The 25803-nt window shown below is 36.5% G+C and carries 16 protein-coding genes; 5 read left to right on the top strand and 11 right to left on the bottom strand.

The window, feature by feature from the left end; genetic code table 11:
- Positions 1 to 18 precede the first annotated feature (18 nt).
- The 8 genes from E0F89_RS15360 to E0F89_RS15325 form a co-directional block, all read right to left on the bottom strand.
- Complete coding sequence (locus E0F89_RS15360; protein WP_131910614.1) at positions 19 to 5412, bottom strand: N-6 DNA methylase; 5394 nt, start codon at positions 5410 to 5412, stop codon at positions 19 to 21.
- Positions 5399 to 5836 carry a DUF1896 domain-containing protein gene (locus E0F89_RS15355; RefSeq protein ID WP_086452589.1) on the bottom strand — a complete coding sequence of 146 codons (438 nt, stop codon included), beginning with the start codon at positions 5834 to 5836 and terminating at the stop codon, positions 5399 to 5401. Before E0F89_RS15355 ends, E0F89_RS15360 begins: the two co-directional genes overlap by 14 nt.
- Positions 5837 to 5998: 162 nt before the next feature.
- Complete coding sequence (locus E0F89_RS15350) at positions 5999 to 6277, bottom strand: ORF6N domain-containing protein (protein ID WP_317126102.1); 279 nt, start codon at positions 6275 to 6277, stop codon at positions 5999 to 6001.
- Positions 6219 to 8309 carry a type IA DNA topoisomerase gene (locus E0F89_RS15345; protein WP_131910613.1) on the bottom strand — a complete coding sequence of 697 codons (2091 nt, stop codon included), beginning with the start codon at positions 8307 to 8309 and terminating at the stop codon, positions 6219 to 6221. Before E0F89_RS15345 ends, E0F89_RS15350 begins: the two co-directional genes overlap by 59 nt.
- Before the next feature lie 21 nt (positions 8310 to 8330).
- The gene (locus E0F89_RS15340; protein ID WP_131910612.1) at positions 8331 to 9785 is read right to left on the bottom strand and encodes a DUF3945 domain-containing protein; all 1455 of its coding nucleotides are present in this window, start codon (positions 9783 to 9785) and stop codon (positions 8331 to 8333) included.
- A gap of 83 nt (positions 9786 to 9868) precedes the next feature.
- Entirely contained in the window at positions 9869 to 10177 is a 309-nt protein-coding gene (locus E0F89_RS15335) for a helix-turn-helix domain-containing protein (protein ID WP_086452585.1), read from the bottom strand.
- Between the two features lie 484 nt (positions 10178 to 10661).
- Positions 10662 to 11495, bottom strand: a complete 834-nt coding sequence (locus E0F89_RS15330; protein WP_113667154.1) for an RteC domain-containing protein — start codon at positions 11493 to 11495, stop codon at positions 10662 to 10664.
- A gap of 31 nt (positions 11496 to 11526) precedes the next feature.
- Positions 11527 to 13956 (bottom strand): aminotransferase class I/II-fold pyridoxal phosphate-dependent enzyme, encoded by a 2430-nt coding sequence (locus E0F89_RS15325; RefSeq protein ID WP_131910611.1) that lies wholly within the window; start codon positions 13954 to 13956, stop codon positions 11527 to 11529.
- Between the two features lie 221 nt (positions 13957 to 14177).
- On the opposite strand from E0F89_RS15325, the gene E0F89_RS15320 reads away from it, so the two are divergent.
- The 4 genes from E0F89_RS15320 (at position 14178) to E0F89_RS15305 (ending at position 17461) form a co-directional block, all read left to right on the top strand.
- Complete coding sequence (locus E0F89_RS15320; RefSeq protein WP_131910610.1) at positions 14178 to 14561, top strand: DUF7793 family protein; 384 nt, start codon at positions 14178 to 14180, stop codon at positions 14559 to 14561.
- A 38-nt stretch (positions 14562 to 14599) separates the two neighbouring features.
- A complete protein-coding gene (locus tag E0F89_RS15315; protein WP_131910609.1) occupies positions 14600 to 15520 on the top strand; it encodes an AraC family transcriptional regulator in 921 nt (306 codons plus the stop codon).
- 88 nt (positions 15521 to 15608) lie between these two features.
- Positions 15609 to 17093: a MauE/DoxX family redox-associated membrane protein gene (locus tag E0F89_RS15310; protein WP_131910608.1), complete on the top strand. Its 1485-nt coding sequence runs from the start codon at positions 15609 to 15611 to the stop codon at positions 17091 to 17093.
- An 89-nt stretch (positions 17094 to 17182) separates the two neighbouring features.
- Complete coding sequence (locus E0F89_RS15305) at positions 17183 to 17461, top strand: DUF6520 family protein (RefSeq protein ID WP_131910607.1); 279 nt, start codon at positions 17183 to 17185, stop codon at positions 17459 to 17461.
- A 42-nt stretch (positions 17462 to 17503) separates the two neighbouring features.
- Here the strand turns inward: E0F89_RS15305 and E0F89_RS15300 are convergent, their stop codons facing one another.
- From E0F89_RS15300 to E0F89_RS15290, 3 genes are read right to left on the bottom strand one after another with little or no spacing between them, the layout of a single operon-like run.
- Positions 17504 to 20086 (bottom strand): S9 family peptidase, encoded by a 2583-nt coding sequence (locus E0F89_RS15300; protein ID WP_165930052.1) that lies wholly within the window; start codon positions 20084 to 20086, stop codon positions 17504 to 17506.
- A 4-nt stretch (positions 20087 to 20090) separates the two neighbouring features.
- Positions 20091 to 21500: a RagB/SusD family nutrient uptake outer membrane protein gene (locus E0F89_RS15295; protein ID WP_131910605.1), complete on the bottom strand. Its 1410-nt coding sequence runs from the start codon at positions 21498 to 21500 to the stop codon at positions 20091 to 20093.
- Positions 21501 to 21518: 18 nt separating this feature from the next.
- Entirely contained in the window at positions 21519 to 24512 is a 2994-nt protein-coding gene (locus E0F89_RS15290) for a SusC/RagA family TonB-linked outer membrane protein (RefSeq protein ID WP_131910604.1), read from the bottom strand.
- A gap of 904 nt (positions 24513 to 25416) precedes the next feature.
- Between E0F89_RS15290 and E0F89_RS15285 the strand changes: the two genes are divergently transcribed.
- Positions 25417 to 25692, top strand: coding sequence for a helix-turn-helix domain-containing protein (locus E0F89_RS15285; protein ID WP_165930051.1), 276 nt, complete (start codon positions 25417 to 25419; stop codon positions 25690 to 25692).
- Positions 25693 to 25803 lie beyond the last annotated feature (111 nt).

Genomic DNA, 25803 nt, shown 5'->3' with positions numbered 1-25803 from the left:
TCTTGTTTTGTTCCAGATTTACATTGTTTTTAAACGCACAGAAGATTTTCCCTGAACATCATCTATTTTAATTGTACTTTTTTGCCCTTCAGTCATCTCATCTTTCGGTTCTGGAGCAATTGACAATTGTATCTTCCTATCGATGGCCGCCAGTTCGGTTTTTAGTTCGCTCAGCCTGCTTTCTTTTGTCCACGTCCCATTGACCATTTCCTGAAGTACAGGAAGATCTTTTTGCAATTCAGCAATTTTCTTTTGTTGCTGTTCGATATAGCCAGGTATTTTTTCCAAAGCATTAAGGAAGTTCATTGACGCAAGCTTTTCATCATTAGCAATCAAGCCATTATTGTAGGTGTATTTTATGTTGCCTTCACCCTGTACCAAAAAACGATTGACCCTAATATCAATACCCTCTTTTTCGGACATTTCGGTTTTAACTAACAATGCAAACCCATATAGGCTGCCTATTTCTTCATATTGACCACCAGTACGAGCTTTATCGGCAATCTGGTTAAGCTTGGTTCCAATCTGTTTCATATCTGCATTAGACGATAATCCATCAAGTTGGACAGGATTTAGTATCGTACCATCCTGTCGTTTTTGTAAGCGTTGTTCCAGGTTTTCCCTATCAAGGCTCATTCGTTCCAATCGTGACTCGGCAGAATCCAGAGTAGCGGAAATATCTTCCAGTTTGTATTTGGAGCTGAACTTGGAACGGTTGAATGCCTGCTTCTCACTTTCCAATCCGGCAACCTGTTTTTCCAGCTTCGCTTTTTCCAAAAGATCGGTATTGCCCGAAAGAATAGCTACATATTCCGAAAAGTTCATACCCGATTTTTCATCCATGCTTCCCTCGTCAATGGTCCGCTTTCCGAGATTGTTGGTTTTAAGCTGGTCAATAAAAAGCTGTTTATTGTACAGCAGATTAAACTTGTAGCTGTCCAGCGATTTTTCGACTGCATAGATAATTACATCCACCTTGTTATCGGCGAAAAATTTGGCGATTTCATTGCCTTTTCGGACAGCCCTTCCGTCACGTTGGGCAAGATCGCTTGGTCGCCACGGGGTATCCAAATGATGAACGACAACGGCTCTTTTCTGTGCATTTACACCAGTTCCCAACATGCCGGTAGAACCGAACAGCACACGGATTTTTCCCTCATTCATACCATTGATAAGTTCCTTACGCTGCTTATCATTTTTAGCTTCCTGTATAAAACGTACTTCATGTGGCGGTATGCGGTAGTCCTCTACAAGCTTTCGCTTGATCTCCCCATATACATTCCATTCTCCTGGCTTGTAAGTGCCTAAATCTGAAAAGACAAACTGTGTTCCTTTCTGCGCATGAAACTTTTGGTAATACTTTGCAATATTGGCTGCACAATGAGAAGCTTTGTTATCTGGGTGGTCATCATATTTACCGCTTACCATTCGCATATCGAGCGACATCTTACGGGCATAATCAGTAGCAATCAGCATCTTTGCTTTTCCTTCCCGATCTGTCAGCGGAGGTCTCCCTAATAGGATAGCATTACCTGATTTTGCAAACTCCATCAATTTCTGGATGAATACTTCCTGATCTGGTGTAGGCGGTATATTATAAAGCACCTCGTTCTTTTCCGGACGATCTATACCAATATCCTTAGCGGTTCTGTAATCTGTAATTTCCGAATAGAACTGTGCTAGTTCCGGCACTTTGATAAAGTAACGAAAGCGCTCTTTTGACACGATATTATTCGCTACCGAAAACTCATAATCAGTCGTTTTCCTTGCATAGATAGCCGCCCAAGCATCAAAGCAATTGATACCCTGTTTTTCCAATGCTCTTGGACGCAGATATTTGAACAATAGATATAGCTCGGTTAAAGAATTGCTGATAGTTGTTCCCGAAAGAAACGTAGCGCCCATATCTCCTTGTATGCGATCCTGAATGGTGCGGATGGCAAAAAGCAGATTCATAGCCTTTTGACTTCCCATCATATTGCCCAAACCTGCAACCCGGTCATGGCGGGTATTGAACATCAGATTTTTGAACTGGTGGCTTTCATCAACAAATAAGTGGTCGATGCCCATCATCTTAAAATCCACTACATCATCTTTTCGGTTTTCGATGTCATGTTCCAATGTTTTCAACCTAACTTCAAGGTTCTGCTTCCTAATGATTACACCTTTGAGCATTCCCCTTGAAATCTCCTTGCCCTGTGCTTCTAAAGCGGCAAGATTATCTCCCACGCTGTTGAGTTCGACTTGTAGGATTTCCTTTTGCATTTCTGCTGACTGGGGTATCATGCCAAACTGATCATGGGTCAATATCACGCAATCCCAATCGTTGTTTTTAATATCTCCGAAAATCCGTTGCCTTTTCTGTGGGGTAAAATCTTCTTTACCAGGATACATAATTTTAGCGTGTGGGTAGGCTTCACGGTACGTTTCTGTAATCTCATGAACATTGGCTTTCAATCCTATTATCATAGGTTTGTGTACCATTCCCAAACGTTTCATTTCCTGTGCTGCCGTACACATCACCAATGTCTTTCCTGCTCCAACTTCGTGGTCACAAATGGCACCGTTGTTCAGCTTGATCATCCATACTGTATCTTTTTGGCTCGAATACAAATCGTTAATACCTAAGCCTTTTCTGTCCAGTCCGGGAAATTCCTGATGACTTCCGTCGTATTGCGGTCGTACAAAACAGTTAAAGGTATCATTATATTGGTTGGTTAGTCTTTTTTTAAACTCATCATTTTGGGCGTGAAGCCATTCACTAAATGCTGTACGAATTTCATCAATCTTGGTATTTGCCATTTGTATGGCTTCCATATCCCGTACCTTGATCTCCTTATCATCAATCATGACCTTTTTGGTAATATCAGGAGTGGTGTTAACTAATGCATTTTTCAGCAGAGCAATCCCGTCAAATGTTCGACTTTCAGACTTGACAGCATATTTATCCCATATATGTACATTTTTCTGGTAGCATTTTATAGAAAAGTCATCGGAAGTTTCAGAATATTGAATGCGCACCTCTGTGTCGAAAAGATGAGAAGCGAAGCGAGCATAGATCCCTGTCGGTATCCAGCGTTCACCAAGATTGAAATCCAGCTCTTCAAATTCAATTCGTCTTGGACGAGCTTCTTCTAAAGAGGTAAGGCTTTGTTTGGCCTGCCTATCATAGGGATTGTTTTCGAGATATGTTTTTACAGCTGTGGCTTTCTCCACCACATTGCCTGCTATCCATCTTTCAGCTATTTCATATTCCTTTTCCAAAGGATTGTAAAAAATACGTCCTTGTAATGCCTCTTTCAAATTGTCGGATGGCATACCACTGATTTTGGACATATACCCCAAATCAACCCTGCCGTATTTGTTCAGCGATGCGGCCAAAGCCTCATCAGGATTATCAGCAGTCAATGTGATAATGGAGAAGCTTACCGGACGGTGGAAGATATCTGCCTTATGTACCACACCACCCACCACACGTTCCAGATAAGGGATTTCCTTACCTGAACTGTCTGTTTTGATAAGCTTGATATTATCAGCACTGTTTAGGTTGCCGTACCTTTTTACAAAGGCATCGTAAGCCTTATCAAATTTTTCTCTCTCTTCTTTATGTTCAATTTGCAGTTCGGCTTCCTTCTGATATAAATCGAGATAGCTATCCCGTACAGAAATATAGGCTTCAGCCCTTACTTTCTGCAAGGATGATAATTGCAGAGGATGAAACATTGCCTGCTTCTTATCACTTTCAAAATCTTTAAGATAACCTACCCAGCCGTTATCCACTGCAAGGCTATCGTTACGATGAAAAGACTGTATTCCCTTGGTATAAATTGCAGGTTCGGGAATAGTGTTCTCTGAGGTAATCTTTTCGATCACACCATTTCTGTTCACTACTGAAAACAAATCGCCAATGACTTCCTGCGCATTTCTTTCACTTGGAGTATTATTTACTGGAGAAATAGGAACAGGAGGTTGCTGCATCAAACCGCTGAACAGGTTTCCCTGATATCCGCTCACAGTTCTTTTTCTTTTGGCTGGTTGTTTTGTTGTTGCAATTGCTTTAACAGGAGTGGCAACAGCAGCCAGTTCTTCTGAATTTTCAAAGAGATCAAAAATGCTCAGTTGCCTTTCCTCTTTTACAATGTCCTTATTTGTTGTTGAAGCAGATAAAATCTGTGTTTCCAATGTAATTGATACAGGTCCGGAAACGGGAGGTGTAACCGTTGGTTTTATCGGAATTTGTACGACAGACGAATCGTTCCGTTCACCTTTATACAAGCCAATATCAAGATGTTTTCTAAAATCCTCCGTTACCATTTGTTTCAGGTCTTTGGCAATTCCCTCCACACCATTCGTGTGCGTATAGATAAATGCAGGTTGTCCGTACGGATCAGTACCAAGCACACGCGTAGTATGGACAATCCTTACGTTATCCTGAAACAAGGCATTGTTTGGTTTATTGTATTCCGCTATTTTGCTTTGACAAAACAGTTCTTCCGCTTGGGTCACACTTTTCTTTGTAGAATTTTTTTGCAGGATTATCAAATCGCTACCGACTTCCGTACCGGCATAGTCAGTAAACAGGTTGTTTGGCAATCGAACTGCTGAAACCAGATTATTATCCTTCATCAATGCCCTACGAATGGTTTCATTTTTAGGGCTATTCAGTACACCCTGTGAAGTTATAAAAGCCAGTATACCGCCCTCACGGAGCATATCGGCTCCCTTCAGGAAAAAGTAATTGTGTATGCTTCGAGCAGCCTGTACTTTTGCAGTATCCCTGCTTCTAGAATAGGAAAGATCAAAAACGGAAGTATCACCGAAAGGGATATTACTAGCAACCACATCATAGCTATTTTGTTCTCTTTCTGGTACTTCTTCAAAACCGTTTATTCTGACAGAACTGTCGGGATAGAGCTGCTTTAAAATTTTTCCTGTAAGCAGATCCTTTTCATAAGCGGTAACCTGAGGTGAGTCTCTATCGGCAAAAGATTTTATAAAAGAGCCGATACCGGCAGAAGGTTCTAGAAATTTTCGGATGTTTATACCGTTTTCTTTTAAGGGAGCAGAAATAGCATCAATAACCAAAGGCGGAGTATAAAATGCAGTCAGTACAGAACTCCGCATACTGTCCACATACCTTTGGTATTGCTTCTCGTCAGTTGCATTTTCTTTTAGAAGTTGATGGAGTTCTTGTGTAAGTGAAAAGAGTTCGTGTTCAGTTTTCCTCCAATGGTTAATGTCTATCGGTTTTTTGGCAGGGTTCAACACGAATTTAAGACCGCCAAATCCGCTGTATTGCATCATTAGCAGTCTTTCGCCTATCGTGGCTTTCCGTTTCTCCCTTTCCAGTTCAAAAGCAATTCGTAAGGCATCAATATTCCTTTGGAGATGTTGACGTTTACTGAAGCCCATTTTCTTCTATCCAAATGGCTATAGTTCCAGTCAGTTCGGTATAGAGCAGTTCAAACTCCGAAGAATAGGCAAAGTCATCCTCCAATTTGTAGTTTGTAAAAACAGGGTCGCAAACAGGCAACATCTTGAAGGCAAACGGTCGTAGTTCTTCGTCTGCCATTGTAGTATCAAACTCATTGCAAACCACCTGAAAAACGGTATCAAATCTGGAGAAGTACAATCCTTCAAATAAAACATAATCAGCAATATGATTGCATTGACTGACGGGGTTTCCTGCCCGAAATGCTCCTTCATAAGCATTGGAAGCCCAACTTGAACGCTGGTCAATAAATTTAACATCATACGTTTTTTCGGGAAAGCTTGTAGTCAATAATTCTTGTAGTCGTAACCTGAAATAAGACAGGTCTTTTTGATGTGTTTCCATACTATATTTTGTTTATAATTTTGCTAAACGGATAAAATTTGAAGCATTCTGCCAATCTCAATATCCATTCGTGAAAAGGCAAACCATTTTTTACCCAGATCTTTCAATGATACTCCAATATGATAGAGTTCGGTATTATCAATTATGAGAAAACGGTCGTGGTCATCCTTTTACGGCAGTATAGCTGCGGAGCACAGATAAGAGCATAGCGATACCTTGCTCGGTAAAAGCATAAGGCAGATAACGCCTTCCCGCATAATTCAAACTTGAGTTCACAAATTGTGACCTCAAGTTTATAGTATCAAATTCATCTTGGGTCAACTGGAAACGGAAGTTTTCAGGAAAGCGGTCTATATTCCGCTTTACAGCCTGATTAAAGACTTTAGTTTCTACCTGATAAATTAGATTTTTCAAATTCAAAGGAGCTTTCCCCTTTTTCATTCAATACAATATAGGCCTCGAATTTCTTTCCAGCTTTACTTTTCATTCCTCTTATAAGAGAAGTTTTGCCAGTATTGACAAGACTTTCTATATCAGTTATGCTTAAATGCACACCACATACATTTCGGAACTGTACCCAGTTGCAGACCTCATCAGAACATTTAACAATTTTATCTCTAATAATCAGTTGCTGCTTTTTGCATTTAGGACAAACAAGGCTAGGTAGGTTTTCTTGTACAATAGCCGTTTGCAGCAATTCATTGGTAATAGACGTGGCATAGATTTCCATTTCTTTTTGAAAAACTTCCGCATTACTTTCGTTGTTTTCAATTTTCTGCAAAGCTAGCTCCCACTCTGCGGTCATTGCTACATCGGCAATTTTCTTGTCTTTGACCAGTTCATAGACTTGCAATCCTTTATCGGTAGGTAACAGGGATTTATTTCCCCTTTGGATATAGTTACGGCTAAACAGGGTTTCAATAATGGAGGCTCTTGTGGCTGGTGTACCAATACCTACGTTTTGCATTGCTTTGCGTCCCTCTTCATTTTCAATCTCCTTTCCTGCCGTTTCCATAGCTGATAAAAGTCCGGCCTCAGTATAAAGCACAGGTGGTCTGGTTTTCTTTTCCAAAACCGAAGCATCTTTGATTTTGAGTTCATCACCTTTTTTTAGTTCGGGTAATTCCTGCATAGGTCCAGTATCATTATCTGAAAAACTGCCTTTGATGGACCGCCAACCTGGTTCCAATATCTTGCAGCCTTTCAGGGCAAAATCATAATGCAAAGCCTGTAAAGTAATATCGGTTATCTCTTTTGTACAGGCTTGTGAAATTGCTTCCAGTAGTCGAAAGGCAATCATATTGTAAACAGCATTTTCCTTGGCCTGTAATGCTGATGGGATTTTGTCCGTAATCAGCAGACCATGATGATCGGTAACACGAAGGTCATTTACGATACGTTTATTGAAATGCCCCCATTTCACTTTGGTTACTGCTTGCTTGAAGGCTCCCATATCCTGTAAAGCCCTTATCAGATTTGGAATCTCTGCCCACATATCTTCAGGAATATATTTACTCCCAGTACGTGGGTAAGTAATAAATTTCTTTTCATACAGGCTTTGGGCAATGTTCAAGGTTTCTTCAGCCGTCAGATTCAACTTTTTATTGGCTTCTTTTTGCAAGCCAGTCAGATCAAACAGCAAAGGCGGTTGTTCCGTCACGCTTTTGGTTTCTACAGTGGTAACCGTAACTGTATTGCCATTTCTTTCGATGGACTTTAATATATTTTCCACAAGCTTTTTATCTTGCCATTTGTTTTTGGAAAGGCTTTTAAAATCTATGAACTCTTTTGTATGGGACACCTGTATTTGCCAGTATTGCTGCACCGAAAAATTTCTATTTTCCAGATAACGTCTGCATATTAAAGCAAGTGTAGGTGTCTGCACTCTACCAAGTGAATAGATACCATTTCCTACAGCAATACTTAATGCCTGAGAAGCGTTGATGCCCAAAAGCCAATCAGCTCGGCTCCTGCCCTGCGCTGCCTGATATAATCCGTCAAAATCGCTACCAGGTTTTAAGTTGTCTAAACCCTGCCTGATTGCCTTTTCGGTCAGCGAATTAATCCAAAGACGATCAAAGGGTTTGTTGCTTTTGAGGTATTCATAGATATAGCGGAATATCAGTTCACCCTCACGCCCGGCATCGGTTGCGACAATAATCTCTTCACTAAGGTTGATAACATGTTCAATTACCTTTAACTGCTTTAACGCTCCTGTATCTGCTACATAGATTTTGTCTTTTTTGACTTTTCGGACGGTCAATAAAAAAGGATTTGGAAGTATCGGCAGGTATGATTTCTGAAATCCTGAAATTCCGTAATCTTCCGGCATACCCAATCCTACCAAATGTCCAAAAGCCCACGTAACATAATAGCCATTGCCCATTAGGTAGCCATCTTTCTTTTCGGTGGCTCCTAACAGGGCTGCTATTTCACGGGCTACGCTTGGTTTTTCTGCAATCACTACTTTCATAATTCAATACATTTTTAGTAATTACCTTTTTATGCCTTTAGATTTGGCCGGTGCTTTGGCTGCTTCTTGTTCCTCCAGCTGTTCCTTGCTGTCGGGATTTTTTTGTCCTGATTTTAAAGGCTCTTTGATATTCTTGGTCGCTTCATTAGTTTTCCCTTCAGAATTGACTGCCGTCTGTGTTTTATGAGCTTCGGTAGGTTTTGCCTCTTCTTTGATTTTGTTCGGGTTTTGAAAAGAAAAATCTGTTTTGTTTGTCCCCTTGTTGAAAGTGATGTAACCATTGTATTCTTTACCTTTCTTATCCACCAATCCACTAACATAGACAGTCTGACCGTCTTTGAACTTTTGATACTGCTCATTATCCAGTTCTTTACCTCTAAAAGTTTTCGGAGTTTCCAGCGATTGTTTTTTCTCATTACCTTGTACCTGCTTATTGGTATTATTCCTGTCAAACAAGAACTCTACAAAACGTTTGTCGGCATTGAATTGTACCTCTGCATCAAACGAAGTTCCTTTTTTGGAAGTCATACCCTCTATATGAAGCGGCTTACCCTCCATAAGGGTTTGCTTTTGTACATCATCCAGTTTCACGCCTTTGATCTCATCAGGGATTTTGATTTTGTCTGTTCGCAGAGCAATAAGCTCATTAGTCAGCCTATCCACGCTGACAATAGAGAGAATGGTCTCATTAGTTTTAGGATTGATCAGATTGACCACACGCCCCATATTGCCTGTTTGGAGCAGGTTCTCTTTATCTTCCTTACTGAACTCATGACCGAAAAAAGCAAAATTCAGATTAGGTTCTTTGCGGATACCATGAATAGCAACCACAACCGCTCCTTCATCATTTTGTTGTAAAGACAGTCGTGCATCCATCCGAGTAACGGCAGTGCCGAGATTAAGGCTTACTGGTACAAGCTCATTGGTTTTAAAACCTCTCAATAAAGGATCAAGGAGGTTCATCTTTTCAAGTTTTTCTTTATTCAATCCTAGATTGTTCATTGTTTCCCAGTCAATCTGTTCTGGTTTGTAACGGTATCCACCTGTTTCCGATGTTGTCTGTGTTGTTTCCATACTATTTCTATTTTCTTGTTTATTATTATTTTTATCAGGTTCTGCTTTCACTTCGTGTTGCTTCATCAGCTGTTCTACTTCGGGAGTTGGTCTATCCATCTGTTGTTTCATTTCATTTGCCATATCAATAGCGACAGGTTCAGTAACTTTGAAAAAGGAAAAACGAGTAGGATCCTTTAATTGGCTGAAAAAATTAGAAAAAAAGTTAGAAAATAAATCGCCATTCTTATCCACCCGCATAAACTGGTTCTGGTTTTTCTTTATAGGTTCAACGGTTTCCAGCTTGCCATTTTTATCAATGCCCTTTACAGCCTGAATTTTCTTTTTCTCTTTATCCAGTACCAATAATATCTCAGATAATTGTTCGGGAGATTTTGGTGTATCTAAAGTTTGTTCGCTCATAATCTGAATATTTTCTATTTCTATGCCGAAAGTAAAGAAGCTGCCACTGTTTCTCTTTGGTTGGCTTTAATTGACATCATTTGTCAGCCGTTGACTTTTGCTTTGGACAAGGGAGAGGTAAAGCTTTCTCTGATGAACTGGTGCACATCTGAGAGCTTATAATAAATTTTTCCACTAATAGTATAATAGGGTAACTTACCGGAAGAGCGGTAACGCTGCAAGGATCGTGGGCTTATCTTCAGTATTTGTAAAATATCCTGATTGTCCAACAGCTCTTCTCCATCAATAATCGCATGTTGATTTTTAGTCCCACTTGCCAATTCCATAAGGATGTCAAATCGCTCCATTATTCGCTCCATCCAAGCCATAAATTCTATTCTGTCGATATTCATAATCAAAAATTTAGGTTCAATACGCAGTATGTAGCAATTCTTCCAGATAGAGGTACTGTTTAAAATGCTTTTACAAAATTCAGTTGCTTTTGTTGGATTTTATCCCAATGGCTTTCGTAGTACTGAAAAATTTTAACATTTAAAATTCTTAAAGCCTTGGTTTTACTGGAAAATAATTCTCCATAAAATGATGATTTCTTATTCGATTTAAAATATTCTCTTTTTAGGCTCCAATTATTTGAGTGATCTTCTCATGAAAAATGAGTGAAACCATGATTTCTGTTTTTAGATTAGTACTGTTTAGTATGTTTTTATAAAATTCAGCAGCTTTTATTGGATTTTATCCCCATGGCTTTCGTAGTATGAAAAAAGTAAAAACCTTAATTTTTCTGATAATTGTTCTTTGATTGATTCTGGCATAAAAAAAAGCAGTATATCCTTTTAAAATCAGGATTTACTGCTTGTGGGCATAGTGGTTAAGGCTTTATTCTTGGTCTTCTCTATACATTTTTTGCTGTAGGTTTAGCGTTAATTCCTCCAGAAATTTTGTCTTACTGCTTTTACGTGCTTTAATTTCAGTATAGGTTTTATAAATGTTATCTAGTTTGATGTTGAAAAAATCTTCAAATGATGTCGTTATCATATTAATATCTGCCGCACCATGATTGATTGTTCCATTAGAAAACAAGGCGTAGATTAATTCTGTCAAAGCTGTTTTTGGCCCTGTCCATACCAATACTTTATGCTTTTTTTCTTCAAAAATATCAGAATCATCCACTTTTAGTCTTTTTAGTGCTTGTCGGATGTAATGAATAAATCGATACATCGCCTTTACTTTTGCCCAGAGCATGTCTTGCGATGTTGAAAATTCCGGAAATTGGTAATAATCAGTCATAGGTGTAAAGGGAAAATTATCGCGATGGTTTCGAGTAAAGAATTGATGATCCAGATAACTGTATCCTTGTTCCATATAATGCACAAAATCGGCATTTCTGTAAAAGAACTTATTAATTTTCCGCAATTCTTTTTGGAGGAATTCGACTTTATAAGTGTTACCCGCTTTTGGCATTCTTAGCTCGCAGGAACGCACTTCTGTAAAATAGATCAATAAACTCATAGGAACGGGTTTGATATTTTTGAAAAAATCGATCTCCTCCGGAACGGTGTTGAAATCATTTTTATCAACTATCTCTTTTAAGTTCGTTAATGTTTTATTACACAATACAATTCCATTACAAGCCTTATTTTGCATTGTATCGTTTGCCTCTAAAATTTCATTGCAGACAGCATTAAATGATTCGATCGCTTTTTCAAACATCTTTTTAAATATTAGTTGTCAATATCTATCGTCATTTTGCAATTGATTTGTAATCATTTTGCAAAGTATTCATAAGTTCCATTGCGTAATTATCTCTTGTCTGAACATAGGCTACTTTTGGAATTATCCTAGCTCCTAATTTTCTTTTTTCAAATGAGGCTGACACTCCAAAATCTATCTTTTGAAGTTGCAAATCATTAGCTCTTTTTATGGTTTGAAATAACAATTGCCTGTACAGTTGGTATTCTTTCGCCCATTTATAATCCATACCTATTAATTCCGGTACATAGGTATGATTGTCATTTTTGTAGCAAAACATAACTCCTACAAATGGATTTTCAGGCTCTACTTTCAGGGCTAATACTATAAATTCCCAGTTGGGACTTTCATTCATGTTTTCGAAAATTTCTTGGGTGTATCGGAATGTATTGATAGCGCAATTATTGTCTTTTACATTGTTGTAGAGTTGATATGCTCTTCCTATTTCTGATTTGCTCAATTTATCTTTTATTACAACATCATAGTACTTCTCATAAGGTTCTATCTCTTTATTGAAATGTTTACGGGAACGCAACGATAATGTTTTTGTAAACTCTTCGTGTGAATGCCAAACTTGATTTTCAATTACACAGGATTCCGGCATGTCTATTTTGAAATAACCTTGATCTACTATTATTTTGTTGTAGCTGTTGTCTTTTTCGAAATCTCTTAAAACTAACATGTCTGCATTTAAGTCATTGAATTTTTCTTCTAGCTTATCCAATAATAGTTTCAATGCTTTTTCTGCCAAAGGATGTTCCTGATTGATAAAGCAGTGTTCTCCTTCGGTAAATAGAGAGCCCATACCCAATACTCTTGAGGTGAGGTATAAAGGATTAGTCTTTCTTATTTCTTCCAAATGGATAGAAACCGACTCAGTAGCCAGCATGTCGTCTTTCCAAAGACCGTAGGTAACAAAGGTCATTAATACTATGATACCTTTGTTGTCTTTAATGATATAATAGTAAAAATCCCATTGGTTAGTCGGGTCTGGATGCTGACTAAATGTTTTTTCTAAATAAACAATTCCATCCCAATCGAAAATATTTTGTTTTCCCATGTATTGATTCCATGCTGATTTTTCAATATCTTGAATGGTATTTTTTTCTTCGATAAAAAGCTCCTGCTCTTTTGATTGTGAAATATTTTCTGCTTTTTTATTGTCCATTCCAAAAGCCCGTCTGATTTTGATTTCACTACTATTTGTTTCTTCCAAAGCTTTGGGAAAATGGTATTCCATTGCATCAGCTAAGGCTGTAATATCTTCTAGCTTATTGTGGCTCGATAATGTTATTCTGATTCCTGTATTCTTTATTGGAACTGCTGGATAAATTCCCAAGTTCAGAAAAAATCCTTCTTCAAATAGGCGATGCACAAACTTATAAGCTGTTGCAGGCGTACCCATACCCAAAAAGAACACTGGCGAATCATTTTTTGAAATTATGGGGAGGTTTCCGTTTGATAATAACTGGTTAAAATAATCGATTTTATCCGCTAGCACTTTTTGTTTCAATTCTATTTCAGGAGATAAATGAATGTCTGCCGAAGCGATTGCTGCTGCTACAGATGCAGGTTCTAACTGAGCGGAAAAGGTTAATGGTCCGCCAAAATTTTTGATTTTATCTCTTAGTTTCTGATTCCTGCAAAATACCGTCGCACCACTGGCTCCAAAAGTTTTGCTTAGTGTACTCACCACAATACAATTTTCGGGAAGTTCTTTTATTGCATCAAAAATAAAACCAGTTCCATTTTTACCTCGCCAACTCATACCATGAACATCGTCAAAATAGAGATTAAGCTGAGGATATTTTTGAGTTAAAGCCAATAATTCTGGGATAGGTGCATAATCACCAAACATGGAATATACTCCATCAGCCATATACCAGATTTTATTGCATTTGGTAATTAATTGTTTGATTTTATCTTCTAACATATCCAAATTGCTATGTCTGATCATTTCTACTGGAATTCCCCGTAGCTTTAAAAGCTGACACGCATTTTGTACACTCCAATGTACTTGATGATCCATTATTACGGCATCTTCATCTCTTAACAATGTCGGAATAACAGCTAAATGTCCTAATGTACTGTTCTTTGTTATAATTGGTGGTATGCCATACATTAATTCTATTTTTTGCTCTAGTTCACTGTAAAGCGGATGTGAAATATATGACTTAGAAAGTGGGAATTGTGTACCATAATTGTTTATGGCTGCTATTGCAGCCTGTTTCAACCGAATGTCTTGTTCGAGTCCCAAGTAGCCAGTTGTACCAAAATGAAACATTTCTTTTCCTTTAATTTTGATTGTTCTACCTGTCAATATTTTGTCTTCAGCATAGAGATGTAGTACTCCTTCTTTTTTTGCTCCTGATAAAACCTCATCGACTGTGTCTATGAAATTATTGTGCTTAATTTTTGCCATTTTTAAATTGTTTAGGTTGTTTTAAAAATTAGATATCTAAAATTCATCATAAAAATTGAAAGTTATTTCATCTAATACCTCAATACTCCCAATATAACAAGTCAAAGTCCCGAATTGACAACTAAAACATCCAAATTGCAACAAATAATCCCAAATTGGCAAGTGACTTATTAATAGATGTTTATATTTTTGTTAAATTAGAAAAATTAAATCCATAAAACATGATTGCAGCACATGATTTTTATGAGAATGATTTTGCCAGGTTTTGGATCTCTGGGGGCATTCTCTTTTTTGAATACAAACCTAACACTACTATTGATTTAAGAGTAGCCCAGTGCGTTGTAACCGATAGAATTCATTTTCAAAACGAATGCACTTATCCTATTTTATGTGATATTAGAGGTGTTGTTGCTACTGAGAAAGCTGGAAGAGATCATTTAGCACAGTCGGGCTCTATTTTGACGCAAGCAGTAGCACTTATTGTACATGAAAAACTTTCCTTGATTATTAGTACTTTTTATGTAGAGATTAGTAAGCCCTCTGTACCTACTCAAATTTTCACGAAAGAAGATGACGCTTTAATTTATCTAAAAGGGTTTGTTTAGCGTTTAATTTAAGAAAAAAGAATTAAAAGTTGAATCTTATGAATAAAACATACAACGAAGAGCGTATTGTTACAATTCATCAAATGTTATTTGAGATGGCACGTGGCAATTTCAACACTCGCATTCCTTTAAGTTCAAATGATGAAGAATTGGAAACGATAGTTGTTTTAATTAATATGGTAGCGGAAGAAATGAAGGAGTCGGTTTTTCAAATTGGTTACATTAATACACATAAGACCTTTCAAGTTACAGCTCTAAGTACATTTGTTTTAGATTTCTCTTTTTTAATCAAGAGCTTTACTCCTGAAGTTACTTCCTTTTTGGGTCATTCCGAATCTGAGTTGATAAACCTATCTTTGGCGGACATTATTACTACAGTTTCTTTTGAACAACTTCAAGAAGTACTTGATGCAAATAGTACTTTGCCTATAACTATTACATTAGATTTTACACCTAAAGAACATTTACCTATTTCGATTGCCAGTAACATTGTAAGGTTGGTTAATCGTTCGGAAATTATAATAAATCTGGTTACTCCTGCACGTCAAGATACTTATAGTCCTTTACTGTATGGGAATGAAAACGAGAAACATAATAAAACTCGAAAGGCAGATGCATTATTGATTCAAAAACTTTATGATTATATTTTAGCACACCTTGAAGAACCCCTTCCCTCCTTAAAGGTACTTTCTTCTAAATTTGGTACTAATGAACATAAATTAAAAGATGGTTTTCGCCATTTTTTTAAGACTAGTATTTATCAGTTTTATAATCAAGAGCGACTCAAAAGAGCTTTCTTTATGATTGAACATACTGGAATACCGTTAAAAAACATTTCTGTCATGAATGGTTTTAATAATTATCCCAATTTCTCAAAATCTTTTAAAAAACAATTTGGTTTTTCTCCGAACGAATTAAAGCGAAATGAAGTTGATTTTATTTTGGTAGACGAGGATTAAATTTATCCCTTTTAGATATCTCTTACTCCCAAAAAGACAAGTGTTGTTATTTTATAATTCAGAATTTTGCTTTTAAATATAAAGCAATATGAAACTGAATATTAAATTACAAAATGTATTTTTAGAAATGGTGTGCTTCCTGTATATCGTTTTATTTACTTATGCTGCGATCAGTAAACTAATTGATTTTGAAAACTTTCAAACACAATTAGGCCAGTCTCCACTTTTAAGTGCTTATGCTGCTTCTATCTCGTTTCTTGTAATTTTTGCGGAATTGGGACTAGTAGTTGCTTTATCTCTGCGAGTAAGTCGAATAAAGGCCCTTTATTTATCAGTGGGCTTAATGACTGTTTTTACTACATATATTATTTTGATTTTGAATTTTAGTTCGTTTATTCCATGCTCTTGTGGTGGAATTTTAGAAAAGTTAGGATGGACTGAACACTTGATTTTCAACCTTTTTTTCATTTTCATAGGTAGTTGCAGTCTGTTGCTTCATCAATATGATAAAAAAGGGATTATCTCACTGTTATTAATAGTAGTATCAAGTGTGCTTTTCGTTGTTTTTTTATTTCTATCATCAGAGGATACTATGCAGAAGCAAAATCCATTTATTCGTCGATTTACTCCTAACGTTGTATCAAGAACTCTAACAAAAAATTTAAATAATTATGGATTTTACTTTGCCGGCCACTCTAAAGGAAAGATCTATTTAGGAAACACCATTTCTCCATTAACTATCATTGAGTTTAACAGCACATTGCAACATAAAAAACAATATTCTATTCAACTTATTCCGGATACTTTACCTTTTAGAGCCGTTAAAACAAAAATTGTGGGTGCTCATTTTTTTCTTTATGATGGTTCTATTCCTATCATTTATCGGGGTTTAGTTTCAGATTGGAAAGCTACCATTTGGGTTACCAAAAAACCTTACTTTACTACATTACAACCAATTGATTCTACTCTTTGTGTATTTAGAGGGCAACAATTAGGTACTTACGAAAATATATTGGGTACCATAGCTTTAGATGATTCTTTAAAAATTAGAAAGCAAAAGCACTTATTGCAAAAACAAATAGACGGTATTTTTGACACGGACGGAACCCTGACTTACAGTGAGGGTTTAAAGAAAATCGTTTACACGTATTTTTATCGAAATCAATTTATTGTAGCCGATACAGCTTTACAACTTGTCCATCGCGTTACGACTATTGATACCACTACCAAAGCTAAATTAAAAGTAGTCAGAGTCAAAAAATCAGGGGATAGTAAACTTGCAGCTCCGCCTTATACTGTTAATTTAAGAAGTGCTGCCTTTGATCAACTTTTGTTTAATCAATCAGGGCTTCGTGGTCGTTATGAAAGTAAAAAAAATTGGAACTATGCTTCTATAATTGATGTTTATGATATTACGAAAAAAATCTATCTATTCAGTTTCTACATCTACCACGAAAATAAAATGAAAATGAGTGATTTATTGATAACTGAAAAGGCCTTGTATGCAATAGTAGGACATCAAATTGTAAAATATACTTTTGGAGCCCCAATTTTAACGCAACTAAAAAAATAAAATTAAAGATATACTGGCCAGTATCAGGGGTAAGATCGAAAACCTGTAGAAAAGAGTAGATCGAAATAATAATTATTAATTTTTTTATTATGAAAACAGATTTTTTAAAATTGATGGTGCTTCCAATGGTAGCATTCTCATTGGCTAGTGCTGCTGCTGTAACCACTAGTACGGCTACAGAAAGCCAAACGGCTACTGCAATTATTAATGGTTATATCCATTCACCACTCCCTTCCAGTTGTAAACTGGTAAACGTAGATTGCGATGTTACTGGAAATGCTTTTTGTATGAGTGGTTCTTCACAAGTATACGATAAAGATAGTGAAACGAACTGTGCTACGCCGCTTTTTAGAACTGTTAATCCGTAGATTAACGAATAAGTGCAGTTTATTCAAACTGCACTTATTTTTTTATTCCTTTAAATATTGGTCAAACCAATCGGTAATTCGTTTTGTAAGGTCCATTTTATTCTCCTTGATTACAATTACATGCTGGTCTTTTGGGTATACTAATAATACATTCTTTTTCTTGGCTCTCCTCAATGCATTATAAAAAAGTAAACTCTGTTCGTAGGGTAAATTAGTCTCCATTTTACCCACCCAAGACAGTAATGGTGTAGTAACATTATCTGCATAAAGTATTGGTGAATTTTTTAGGTACAACTCTTTGTCTTCATAAATAGATTTTCCTATTCTCCATTGTTGCGATTCACTTCTCCATAATTCTGGAATATTGAGACTTTTTGAGTTACTAAAATACCAACTTACCATGTCTGAAATTGCTGCACCCGATACTGCCGCTGCGAAAATATTCGATTTTGTAATAATGTAATTTGTTTCATAACCTCCGAAAGAATGCCCTATTAAGCCAATATGCTTGGTGTCAATCATTCCAGTTTTTGCAACTGCATTGTTTGCAGCAACAACACAATCCAGTGCACTATTTCCGGTTTCTCCTTCATAATATTTCACATCAGGCATTAGTACAAAATAATTCTGTTGCACAAAATGTTTCACATTAAAACCGGTATCGTTGTATAAAGTCGGAATGCAATATTCATGCAATGAGTTAGTGATTTGGGAGTACACATTGATTATCATCGGATATTTTTTACCTACTTCATAATTTACTGGATAATATAATAATCCTTGCAGTTTGTCTCCTTTTGAATTTGAAAATGAAATTAGTTCTACCTTTCCTTGATTAAAGTTTTTATCATGGGTATTGCTTTCAAACAGAACTTTATTTACACCATTTTTAAAAGATACAATTCTTGGAGACTGATTATGTGATTGTTCTCGATAGACATAGACTTCATTATTGGCTCTTCGCAATTCATCTGATTTTGTATCATTGTTAGCTACTGGAATTAAAATATTGGATGTCGAAACTAATTTGAATTGTTGTGCTTTGGTGGTTGCATTTCTTGATGAGACGATTAAATCATTAGTCGCATTAATTTCAGTAAGAGCCCAACCGTTGTAATTATCATTTCCTATTTGCTTGATGTTCGAACCATCTACAGTGAAGTGAGTACCGCTTTCTCGTCCGCTTGTAATCCGTTTTAGTTTACTTGTTTTTATATCAAATTTAAAAATATCAAACTCATCTTGTACCAAAAGATATTCTCCATTATCACTCCATCCTTTCATTCCAAAAACATGTGGTCTTGTTATGTACTTTAAATCATTTGAAACCCATTCGGAACCTGCAGGTGGAACAATTGACACCGTAGATTGTGTTTTTATATTGTACAGCCACCAATTTTTATCTTTAAAATAGCATATGTACGCTCCATTTGGGGAAAAAGACAATAAGTAATTTTCGCCAGGTTGCTTTTCTAAAAATAACTTTTTGGTGCCATCAGCCAGATTGTACAAGAAATAGTCAACCTCACCATAGCGCTTAAAATGAGGTGCATATGCAGTTGGATTGTAAAGTAATGCAACTGATTTACTGCCGTTAAGCTGTACAAAAGGGAGTTCTTTACTTGTAATCCTATTCCAGCGATTTTCTTCAATAAACCAAACCAATAAAGTGGAATACCCTTCTAAATTTTCCCTGCTTGCTTTTGGATAAATCCATAAATCTTCTGTATCCCAAACCTCGACATCGTCTTTTTTTGGTGTTGTCTCTTCTTTGACTTTTGCGATTCCAAAAAATACCCTTTTACCATCACTTGAAATTTTGAAAGATTTTGTGGTAACAATTTCATGCTTTTCTGGAAAATTTAAGAATGATTTTGGTTCAAAGGTTTGAATACTGTTATCTTGGGTTTTGTAGAAGTTCAGTTTTGTGTATTTCCCGTTAATGCCCTCTTCGAGCCAAAAAACACCTTTTCCATATTCTGCTAATATCAGACCAGATAATTTGTTTTGCGTTGTGTGATATTCTGTTTTTTGGTTTGTCCTAAGATTTATTGTTCCGAAATTACTTTTCCCTTCATGGCTAGTGTGATAAAACAGGATATTGTTAGGCTGATCCAATTGGTATTCCGTTACATTTGGAACACGGATGATTTCTTTGTTTTTTATTGTTCTCATGATTAATTGCCCATCATTGGAATAGCTCACAATAATTTTCCCACTATTTGCAAATTCAAAAGCAGCACTATTCGCTATAACATAACTTTCACTACTTTCTAAGTTGGTTACTATTACTTTATCTCCTTGAAAGGCACCAAATGCAATTTCACCGCCAAATTTGCCCTGTGTTCCTAGTGGAAAGCTAAATCCAATATTTTTCTGCGTATGTTTCACAAAGAGTGTATCTGAACCATTGCTGTACTGCATATCAAATGATATCCAGTTTCCCTTTTGGGAAATAGCTCTGTTTTCTAATTTGCCCCACCTTTCATACTCTACTTCAGCAATATTCTTTTTGGAATGATCCTGCCCGTAAATAGAGCAGGATATTACTATGCAAAATGATAGAATTGTTTTTTTACAAGAATAACTGAAAGCGGTAGTACTATTTTTTTTAAATAGTTTCATAACTTTAATAACCTGTGTTTTGTGGTTGTAAATTTGGATTTGCATTCAATTCTAGCTCAGGGATAGGCCACAAAATATCGGAACTGTTCCAGCCTGGTTTTGAAACAGATAGTACTTCATCGACTGATCCAGTGCGCTTTAAATCAAAAAAGCGATGGCCGTGTTCCGTAAAAAATTCAAATCTTCGTTGTTTTTGAATTTCAGATAAAATTTCAGTTGCAATAGTTGAGGTAATTATTGGTAAACCAGCGGTCGTTCTTATCTTATTTAAATCCTCTTTTGCGCCTGTTAAATCGCCTAGTTTTGCTCTTGCCTCGGCTCTAATTAAATATTGTTCTGCTAAGCGCAACACAATAGAATATTCCTGCGAACTTGTTGTTGCGGTGCGTAGTTTGTATTTATTGGGATGATACCAAGTATTTAGTCCGGTGTTAACTGACTTTGTCCAATTCACTTTGCGTTGGTCGCCTGTTTCAAATGCATTTATAAAATCGGTACGAAGCGCACAAACTGGTGGCGGTCCTGATACGAAAATAAAAGTTGTACCTTCATTACTGTTTCGTACCGCTGTTGCTGATGCTAATTGCCAAATAGTAGTTTTACTATTTCTTAGAAAAATCTTGTTTAAATCCGTTTCCCAAGCATAAATCGGACTATTGATAACAGTAGTTGCTTCATTTGCTGCTTCTGTATTTTTATTCATGTATAAATATACTCTCGCCAGCATGGCTTTGGCCACCATTTTATTGGGTTTGGCACGATCCGAAGAACTATAATTTTCAGGCAATCTAGTACTGGCACTTTCTAAATCCTTCGCGATTGCTGCATAGACTTCATCAGCAGAACTGCGAGTAACTTTTCTATTAATTTCATAATTGGTTCCTGTAATATAGGGGATGCTACCATAAATTTGTAACAGATAAAAATGTACTAGAGCACGAACGAATAGTGCTTCACCCGACACTCTGTTTTTAACCGAAATAGGTAAATCAGTCGAATTTTCAACACCTTGAATAACCGAATTTGCGTTATATATTTGACTATAGCTTGAAGTCCAAAGTGACGCCACAGTAGCATTATCAGCCGTAAGCGCATTGTTGTAAATAGGTAGGGCAATTGTAGAGTTGGTATAATCTTGTAATTCATCCGCATACAATCCCATTCTAACAGATGCACCAGTAGGTAATCCAGATAGGATGCCGCCGTCACGAAGTTGTGCATAGATTTGTGCCATTGCTGCATTTGCTGTCAATTCACTTTCAAACACTGTAGTTCCTGTAAGCTGAGAATTAGGCAATGGAACCTCCACAAAATCACTACAGGAACTTGAAGACAGTATCAGTGCCAAAACTAAAAGAATGCGATACACCTGAAATGGCTTTGTTTGTACCGTTATAAATTGTAAATTTTTCATATTACTATTTTTTGAGGATTAAAAGTTTAATGTCATTCCGCCACTGATCACTTTTAGCGGAGGGAGGAATCCTGAGAATTTAAACTCGGGATCACCTGCTTTGTAGGATGTAAATGTGAGTAGGTTTTGACCTTGAATAAAAAGTTTGCATTTTACATTAGTGGTCGCTAGTAACGGAATATCATAGGAAAGTGAAATATTTTTTAGTCTGATAAAAGAGCCGTCTGTAATAACAGCATCACTTTCTATGTACCTGTAATACGTGCTTACCGCTGCACCATTTAGTCCCGTAGTGTGCAGTTGCGAACTGCTTTGATCCCCAATTTGCTGCCAAGCATCACCACTAGTGTTGCTTTGGTTTACTTGACCACCTCCCGGAACATTTGAAATGTAATCGTAATTGTCTCTTTTTACGAACTGCAATAAAAAATCCAATTGCCAATTTTTATAGTCCAATTGGTTTTGGATGCCTCCAAAATATTTAGGAGATAAGTCCTTGCTAATTTGCTTGTCGCCTGCTGTTATGCTTCCATCCCCATTTAAATCTACAAAATCGTATAATCCTGTTTGTGGATTAACACCTTTGCTTTGGTATAATTTTACAATATCAATTGATTGTCCAATTACATACCGATTTGCAAAAGTGGAACCTGAAAGATTCGGAAAAGAAAGTAGTTTATTTTTTGCAACGGCCACATTGAAGTTCGTTGACCATTTAAAAGAGTTTGAATCAATATTTAGGGTTCTTACGGAAAATTCAAAACCTGAATTTTCAACGGTAGCATCAAGATTCGCATTCAATGACAAGAAACCTGTTGTAGCTGGCATAGGAATACCCACCAATTGATCCGAAGAACGATTCCTATACAACGCTAGCGTGCTAAAAATTCTGTCTTTAAAAAAACCAGTTTCTAAAGCTAATTCTAGTTTACGATTGGTTTCCCATCCAAAATCGGCATTATAAAGTCGTGTAGGTTGTAACCCAATTATGCCCTGATAATTTGTACCAGTTGTTCCGTAGGTATCATAAAACTGATAATCTCCAATTTGATCATTACCTGTAGTTCCATAACTAAAACGGAGTTTTCCAAAACTCATTTTACTGTTTTCTGGATTGAATTTTTCTTTGCTAAAAATCCATGCAGCACCAATAGCCCCAAAATTAGCATATTGTTTGCCTGGTCCAAATCGGCTGGAGCCATCCCGACGACCTGTAAAGTTTAAAAAGTATTTTTCGTTGTAACTGTAATTAACGCGACCAAAAAAAGCTTGATAACGGTATAAAAAGATATCGCTATTGGTTGTGTTTTTTGTAATTGCAGATGCTAAGTTATTAATCAGATTGTTGTTTGCAAAACCAATACCCGATTGGAATAGGCGTTCTGTGCGTTGTTGCTGGCTTGTCATCCCCAGTAGTACATCAAATTTGTGGTTTCCAAAAGTTTTGAAACCTCTTATTTGTGGCTCAATAATCCATGATTGTCTGCTGGTATGGTTTAAGTATAGTAAGGAATTGTCACTCCCAACTTCGTAAACGGGATTGTAAATCGTGGATGGTATCGTTCTGACTTCTTTGGTTTTTAAATCGGTAAAACCAAAATTTGATTTTATTTCTAACCCTGGAAGTAGTTCATAAGACAACACGCTGTTGGCTACTAAGTCATTGGTGTTCGCACGGTAGGTACTTTTTAGAGGTGCCAAAGGATTTTCGAAGGTATCATTTTCCCAATTCAGATTTCCATTTGAATCGTAAAGTGCGGGAGCGTTTGGTGCCAAATAACGCGCTGTTAACGTCAAATCTGTCGCTGCTTGTAGATTATCTTGTGCCGTATAATTTCCCGAAAAAGAGATTTTAAATCTCTTATCTAAAGAAGTATGGTTTATTGAGCTAAGAATCCCTCCTTTAATGTACCTGAAATCTCCCGGAAGGACTGTTCCCTCGGTTCTGTAATTCCCACTAATCAAGAATTGCGTTGTTTCACTACCACCAGAGATACTGGTTCTAAAGTCATTGATTGTTGCTGAACCACCTAATAATTCCTTTTGCCAATTGGTATATCGAGTTTGATCCCAAGCTCCATTTACATCATAATCGGTATCCGAGATTGGAATTCCATCATTGATAAATGCTTGTTTACGCATCGACAAATACTGCTGCGTATTCATCAGCTCTACAAATTTAGTCGCTGTACCAACGGCTGTTGAGGCAGTTACTGAAATGTTTGTTTTGCCTGATTTTCCTTTTTTTCTGGTAATTAATACCACACCATTTGCTCCCCTTGAGCCGTAAATTGCAGTCGCATCGGCATCTTTTAATACTTCTATGCTCTCTATATCATTGGGGTTAATACTGTTGAGCGGGCTGGCTTGGCTTGGTAATGCTGTTGAAGTGTTCGTACTTCCTATAGACTCGTTTGAATAGGGAACTCCATCAATAATGTATAATGGCTCATTTCCATCAAGACGAATGCTGTTGCGACCTCTAATTTTAATTTGGAAACCACCGCCGGGAGTTCCCCCATCTTGAATGATATTGACACCTGCCATTCTTCCTTGCATTGCGGCTAATACATTTGTGACAGGTTGCTTGTCGATGTCTTTTGCAGTCATTCTTGCAATGCTACCGGTTTGCTCTTTTTCTTTAATAGAATAATATCCGGCATTTATTACGATTTCTTTTAAAGTCGTTGCATCTTCAGTCAATTTTACATTGATAGTTGCTTGATCTGCAACTACAATTTGAATCGTTTTATAGCCTAGATAGGAAAAAACCAAAACATCATTCTCAGCTGCTAGTATTGTGTAATTTCCATTTTCATCAGAAAATGCTGTTGTTGGCTTATTGTTAACCTTTATGGTTACGCCAGGAACTGTGCTGGTATCATCGGTGATTTTGCCTTTAATAGATCGTGTTTGAGCATTTAATCCTGCAAAGAAGCACAGGAAAAGGATGCAGTACAGTTTGGACAGTTGTGTTGTTGTCCAAAACTTCAAAAATGATTTTTTTTTCATACTTTTGAATTGGTTAAATGAGACTTCGGTTTAGTTTGCTTTGGTCCTCTATTCGTCCGCCAAGAAGAGTTAGAGGGCCTTTTTTTGTGATTAGCCTCGAAAGCGCTAAGGCATAGATTTTTATTTTTTAAGTCATAGGCGTTATCTGAATATTATTAGGTGTTATTACATCTAAGCACGCTGTGTGATGTGAAAATAAATAGTTATTTTTCTTAGTTATTGCTATTTATATAAAAGCATCGGAACCATAAAGCCAACAAATTATCAGCGTAATGAAAGCTAGAATTAAAGTAACTTTTATAGTTTTATAGTATTTCATCTTTTCGTTGTTGTTTGCTGTTTTTCAATTTATTATTTCGATTTGCACTATTGCTATTACCACAGATCTTGAGAGCACTCTTTTTTGGATGCAAAGGCTTTTGAATTTATATTGTTTATTTAGGAAAGTACACTGCCGTTGCCAGTTGCAGCCCAACTCAGGCAGTGCGTTTCCAAACAAACTAATTCAATTAATTGATTGATTTACGATACTGTAAAAAAGAAGATTAGCTAAGAATAAAAGGGAGTAACTTTTGCGCATAAAAAATGGCATGGAACTCAGCTTATTGCATCAGAGGCATTGGCATACCTTAACCACAAATAAGTGAGCCCACGCCATGGGACGTGAGCATCTTACTTATCATCTCGTGGTTATAAAACGCCAATTTTCTGATACGAGATTCTAAGCGAATGCTTCAAATATTTTATATGAAGAATCGCAAATATATTAATTATGTTACAAATATAACAAAGTTATTCAAAACTAGCACTATCGTGCCAATAAAATTCATGAAAAATATTTTCTTTTGCCGTAATGGTTAATAATAAAAGTAATAGCAACAAAAGTAATGAAGCAAAAATATTTTTGCTCGATAGATTTGTTTGTAACTACATTAAAAAAGAATGGATTTCAGATGAAAAATCAAATCTATCTCAAAGTCAAGAACTCGGAATACATCCTCATGTTCTAACTAAGATTAAAAATGATGATGGCTACCGAATACCTTTATCAACACTGGCAATTATCTGCTTTTACAAAAAAATTGAATTATCTGAATTTTTCAAATTGATTGAAAAACAATATGGTTCTAAGATTAATGACGATTTTGTTTTAAAAACGAACACAAAAAAAGATGCTTAAGCATCTTTTTCTGTTTTATGGCGGTATGAAAAACTTATCAATTTGGCATTTAAACTTATCAGAAACTGAAGAATTGATTTCATGCTATAAGTGTAACTCTCTAAACATATT

The organism is Flavobacterium caseinilyticum (assembly GCF_004349085.1).
Taxonomy (GTDB): Bacteria; Bacteroidota; Bacteroidia; order Flavobacteriales; family Flavobacteriaceae; genus Flavobacterium; species Flavobacterium caseinilyticum.
This window is presented reverse-complemented; position numbering and strand designations above follow the sequence as displayed.